The organism is Pantoea sp. ME81, from assembly GCF_903970985.1.
In the GTDB taxonomy this organism is placed as follows: domain Bacteria; phylum Pseudomonadota; class Gammaproteobacteria; order Enterobacterales; family Enterobacteriaceae; genus Pantoea; species Pantoea communis.
In genome coordinates this window covers 1-5,087 of the sequence record NZ_CAJCKS010000257.1, presented here as the reverse complement: position 1 = coordinate 5,087, position 5,087 = coordinate 1, and the positions used below count along the sequence as shown (strand labels likewise).

The window sequence follows — 5,087 nt, the reverse complement described above, 5'->3', positions numbered from 1 at the left end:
CAATCACATCGCGCCACCAGGCATTTTCCAGTGATGCCGCCATATGGTTTGGCACGATATCCAGAATTAAACCGAGGCCGGCCTGGTGTAATGCCGCCGACAGTCGGTTAAAACCGTCACGTCCGCCCAGCGCAGGATCGATTTCATTGGCATCAGTGACATCGTAGCCGTGCGTGGAGTCCGTGGTGGCAGTGAAAATAGGCGAGGCATAGAGGTGGCTGATACCGAGCCGCTGCAAATAAGGTAACAAGGTGATGGCGCGGTCAAAGGTCATGCCGTTGCGGAACTGAATACGGTAGGTCGCTGAAGGAATCGTCATGCTTTTTCTCCCTGTGCCAGACGCACCACAATGGCATGTTGCGGCAACACATCATTCTCCTGCGGCCAGGCAAAGAGGGTTTTGCCTGCCATAGTGGGTAAGGGCTGCGCCTGCTTGCTGATATTCAGCGCCAGCGAGAGTTCACCCTGCGGGAACTGCCAACTCACCGCGATAAAACCTTTGGCCGTTTTCAGTACTTTGCCACTGTGACCGCCCGCCGTGGCGAGCAGCGGCACAATGTGGCGCTGACGCAATGCCAGCAATTGCTGAGTGAACGCCAGCCAGGCTTTGCCTTTCTCACTCTCCAGCTTGCCCCAGTCGAGTTTCGAGCGGTTAAAGGTCTCTTCCGCGTTGGGATCGGGCACGCTGTCGTCATGCCCCGCATGGCCGGTAAACTCGCGGGCGCGTCCTTCACGTACCGCTTTAGCCAAATCGCCATGAAAATCGGTGAAGAACAGGAACGGGTTGGTTTCGCCATACTCCTCGCCCATAAACAGCAGCGGGATATGCGGTGACAGTAACAGCGTGGCCAGCAGCACTTTGGTGCGGTCGGTGCCTGCCAGCGTGATTAAGCGGTCACCCTGTGCACGATTGCCGACCTGATCGTGGTTCTGGATGAAGTCGACGAAGGCAACCGGAGGCTGTGCCGCACTGGGCACGCCGCGCCGTTGACCGCTCTGCGGCGAGATCTCCCCCTGATAGGCAAAACCTTCAGTCAGAATGCGTGCAATCAGCTTTTCAGGAACTTCAGCGAAATCCTGGTAGTAGGCATGGGTTTCACCGGTGGCAAACACATGTATGGCGTTGTGGAAATCGTCATTCCATTCGCCGGTAAACAGCGGCGCATGGCCCTGTTTGTCACGCGGGTGCAGGAAGGTGACATTGCGCGAATCTTCCGTGGTGAGATGGATAGGGCGATCCGTGATCTCACGGCGGATGCGTTCAGCAATTTCAATCAACGCATGTTTGCTGGAGGTATCTTCGATCTGATCGATGGCATCAAAGCGCAAGCCATCAAGATGGTACTCCTGCAACCAGTAGAGTGGCGCTTCCACGATGTAACGACGTGCGGCATCAACATCATATGCGATGCCCGCGCCCCAGGGTGTCATGCGCTCTTTGTGGAAGAAATCAGGGGCCAGCAGCGGCAGATAGTTACCTTCCGGACCAAAGTGATTGAGCACAATATCGAGCACCACCGACAGGCCGTGTCCATGTGCAGCATCCACAAAGGCTTTGAAATCATCCGGCGAGCCGTAAGCGGAGTGCGGTGCGTACAGCAATACGCCGTCGTAACCCCAACCGCGATTGCCACCGAACTGCGATATCGGCAGCACCTCAATCATGGTAATGCCGAGTGCCTGCAAATAGGGCAAGCGGGTAATGGCGGCCTCGAAAGTGCCTTCGGGTGTGAAAGTCCCGATATGCAGTTCGTACACCACGGTTTCTTGCCAGGTGTGTCCGCGCCAATCCGTGTGCTGCCATGCATAATGACGAGGATCGAGTACCACGGAAGGGCCATTGACCCCGGATTGTTGCGCGCGAGCGGCAGGGTCGGGCACTTCTGTGCCATCCGCCAGTACAAAGTTGTAAGTCGCACCAGGTTGTATGCCGCCCAGTTGCCGTTGATACCAGCCATCGTCCGAGGCTGACATAAGGTGATCGCCATCGGCGAGACGCAAGGTAATCTGTTGCTGACCCGGTGCCCACAAGCGGAATAGCACGCTGCCATCCGCCTGAATCTCAGCTCCCCAGGATTTCTTAAATGATCTGAATTCCATTCAATTGCCTCGTTTAACCCTCGCAAGGGCAATGGACGACATCAAGCAGTACACGTTCCGTTTAAAGATGCTGGCTGAGTACGATTTACAGCGGGACGACACGAAAAGACTGAGAACAGATCATAGTCGATATTTTGCGCTTTTCTGGCGCTAACAGATGGGTTTAGGAAATTATCGACGCCTTACGCTTCGCTAATCAGGGAGGTGAATAGAAGAAAGGCGACCTGATGGTCGCCCCGAAGATTATGCTGGTTTGTGTTGCTGGACCTTGCGGCCGCGCTGCTTACGTAATTTATCAATCAGCTTATGCGCCTCCGCTTTGGTGGCAACAGCAGGTGAAGAGCCTTTAAGCGGTTTGCGCGCGGTCTCACTGAGCGTTAACACCGTAATCAAACCGACAATCCCGGCGCCCATCATGTAATAAGCGGGCATCATGGCATTGTGCGTGGTATCCACCAGCCATGCAGTGATTAACGGCGTAGTGCCGCCAAACAGTGACACTGAGAGGTTAAAGCCGATCGCTAATGCACTGTAGCGAATATCGGTGACAAACAGGGCCGGTAATGTGGCGGGCATAGTGCCGCTAAAGCAGGTATGCAATAAACCTAATACCGCCAGACCGGCAAATACCAACATCATATTGCCAGAACCAATCAGCATATAGCTGGGAATAGCCAGTAGAATTAATCCCAATGCTCCTAAGCCAATGACCGGCTTACGGCCCATACGGTCGGTTAAATGTCCCCACATCAACGTTAATGGCATCATAATAAACATAACGACCATCACTAACATGAGCCCGGATAATTCACTCATACCCAATACGCCGGTTAAATAGCTAGGCATATAAGCAGTCAACATATAATTGGATACGTTAAATAACAGCACCAGGCCAATACATTTCAACAGCGGTTTACTCTGTACACGCAGCATCTGCAGCAAGCTCAGTTGAGGCTTATTGTGCTCAAGCTCTTCGCGCTTATCCATGTGCTCTTTAAATGCCGGCGTCTCTTCCAGCTTAAGGCGAATATAGAGGCCAAATAAACCTAAAGGTGCGGCCAGGAAAAAGGGAATACGCCAGCCCCAGTCCATCATGGCCTGATGCGGTAATAGTGCAATCATGCCGGTGACCAGACTGGCACCGAGCAGATAACCCGCCAGTGTGCCGAATTCCAGGAAGCTGCCCATAAAGCCACGGCGCTTGTCGGTGGAGTATTCCGCGATAAAGGTCGCTGCGCCACCGTATTCGCCGCCGGTGGAGAAACCCTGCACCAGACGTGCCACCAGCAACAGGATCGGGGCGGCAATGCCAATACTGGCATAACTGGGAATCAGGCCGATGCAGAAGGTGCCAATCGACATCATGATCATGGTGAAAGCGAGCACTTTCTGCCGCCCAAAGCGATCACCTAACGGCCCAAATACCATTCCCCCGATTGGGCGAACTAAAAACGCAGCGGCAAAGGTGCCAAAAGAGGCGATTAACTGCGCAGTGTTACTGGCACCAGGAAAAAAGACCTGGCCGATAATCACGGCGAGATAGCTATATACGCCAAAATCAAACCATTCCATGGTGTTGCCTAACGCAGCAGCACTCACAGCGCGTTTTAATAATTTGTTATCGATGACCGTAATATCATCAACGGTTAAGTCAGATTGTTTAGAAATCGTTCCGGTGCTCATAAACCTCCATGAGTAAAATTAGAGCGATCTTATAGCTTTCGCAGCCGAACAATTCACCTATGGAAATGAAAGCTATAAGAGGCTGAAAGGCGGACACCTTAGGTAATCTTTTTAAGATGTGCAAGTTTGTGACAAATATCCTTGCATTAAAGCGTAGCGATGAAGGTATATTCTGTCAAAGTACTCTCAAGGTGAAATAATTGATTGTGTCGTGGTGGAGGGGGTGGGTTTAATTCAGCACTATATTATGCGGTGACACTATGCTAATGAGTTAATTATGCTACAGTCATTCACGCTGCATAAGATTCAGCGGCACAAGGCGGGTGAAGGAAAATCATTTGAACAGCGCATTCACGATGGAGGTAAATACTGACCCTGTAACGAAAGCATGATGAGTAATATTGTCTTGATTTTGAACATCCGCTAACCGCTTTAACGCCGCTTCAGGCGTCGCTGCTTCGACCTCTTCATCTAACTTTTTATAGCCTTGTGAAATGAGTAAGACGGCGCTTTCAACATCAGAGCGTTCCAGTGTCGCAACGATTTGTTCTTTGCGATAAAAAATGAATTCTGGCATAGCACTTTCCCGGTTCAACCTGCGTGGCCCCTATTATAGTGCCGAATAGACATAAAATGTATCCGTACACGCCGCCTGGCTAAGCCATCACTCATTTTACAGAAACATTTTCATCGCGTTTAATCACATCCAATCTTTAATTAGCTTCTCATAAAGATTTTCAGCTTCAGCCAATCGACTCAGCAAACAATATTCATCGGTTTGATGTGCCATAGTGGGTTCACCTGGACCGAGAATCATACACGGCGGATTGCCGAGTGCGGGCAGCAATAGCGACGCATCCGTAAAGTAAGGCACGACTTTGGCGTCAAGTGGCCGATCAAACAGCGGTTGGCAATGGCGGTAAACGGATTGTACCCATTGGTTTTCTTCAGAACTCAACACTGCCGGCAGATCGACAAGGGTGGTGATCGTGACAGCCTCACCCAAGAGAGAAGCCAACTGCTGTCGGACTGTAGCGTGTTGCAAATTCGGTGCACTGCGAATGTCGACATCAAAAGCGGTGCGGTCCGGAACAGAATTGATATTGAGTCCGCCCTCAATACGCCCAACATTCAACGTGGGCTGCTTCATTAATAGATGCGGTGCGCCGGGAGAAAAGTGACGAATTTTCCCCAGCGCATCTGCGGCCAGATAAATGGCATTGATACCCAGTTCTGGCATTGCGCCGTGTGCCGTTTTACCGTGGGTTTCACAGCGCAACCACAGTGCACCTTTATGGCCAATG

At 51.7% G+C, this 5,087-nt stretch carries 5 protein-coding genes; all 5 read right to left on the bottom strand.

The window, feature by feature from the left end; all coding sequences use genetic code 11:
- Positions 1-319 (bottom strand): alpha-amylase family glycosyl hydrolase (locus tag H7A81_RS25590; RefSeq protein WP_255479052.1); only part of this gene is annotated, 319 nt, incomplete at its 3' end.
- The gene (gene treZ, locus H7A81_RS25585; protein ID WP_182059139.1) at positions 316-2,100 is read right to left on the bottom strand and encodes a malto-oligosyltrehalose trehalohydrolase; all 1,785 of its coding nucleotides are present in this window, start codon (positions 2,098-2,100) and stop codon (positions 316-318) included. The genes treZ and H7A81_RS25590, both read right to left, overlap by 4 nt.
- 243 nt (positions 2,101-2,343) lie before the next feature.
- A complete protein-coding gene (gene proP / locus H7A81_RS25580) occupies positions 2,344-3,783 on the bottom strand; it encodes a glycine betaine/L-proline transporter ProP (protein ID WP_182059138.1) in 1,440 nt (479 codons plus the stop codon).
- Between the two features lie 334 nt (positions 3,784-4,117).
- On the bottom strand, positions 4,118-4,360 hold the full coding sequence (locus tag H7A81_RS25575) for a hypothetical protein (protein ID WP_160866835.1): 243 nt from the start codon (positions 4,358-4,360) through the stop codon (positions 4,118-4,120).
- 123 nt (positions 4,361-4,483) lie between these two features.
- Positions 4,484-5,087, bottom strand: a 604-nt coding sequence (locus H7A81_RS25570) for a M20/M25/M40 family metallo-hydrolase (protein WP_182059137.1), incomplete at its 5' end; no start/stop codon positions are given.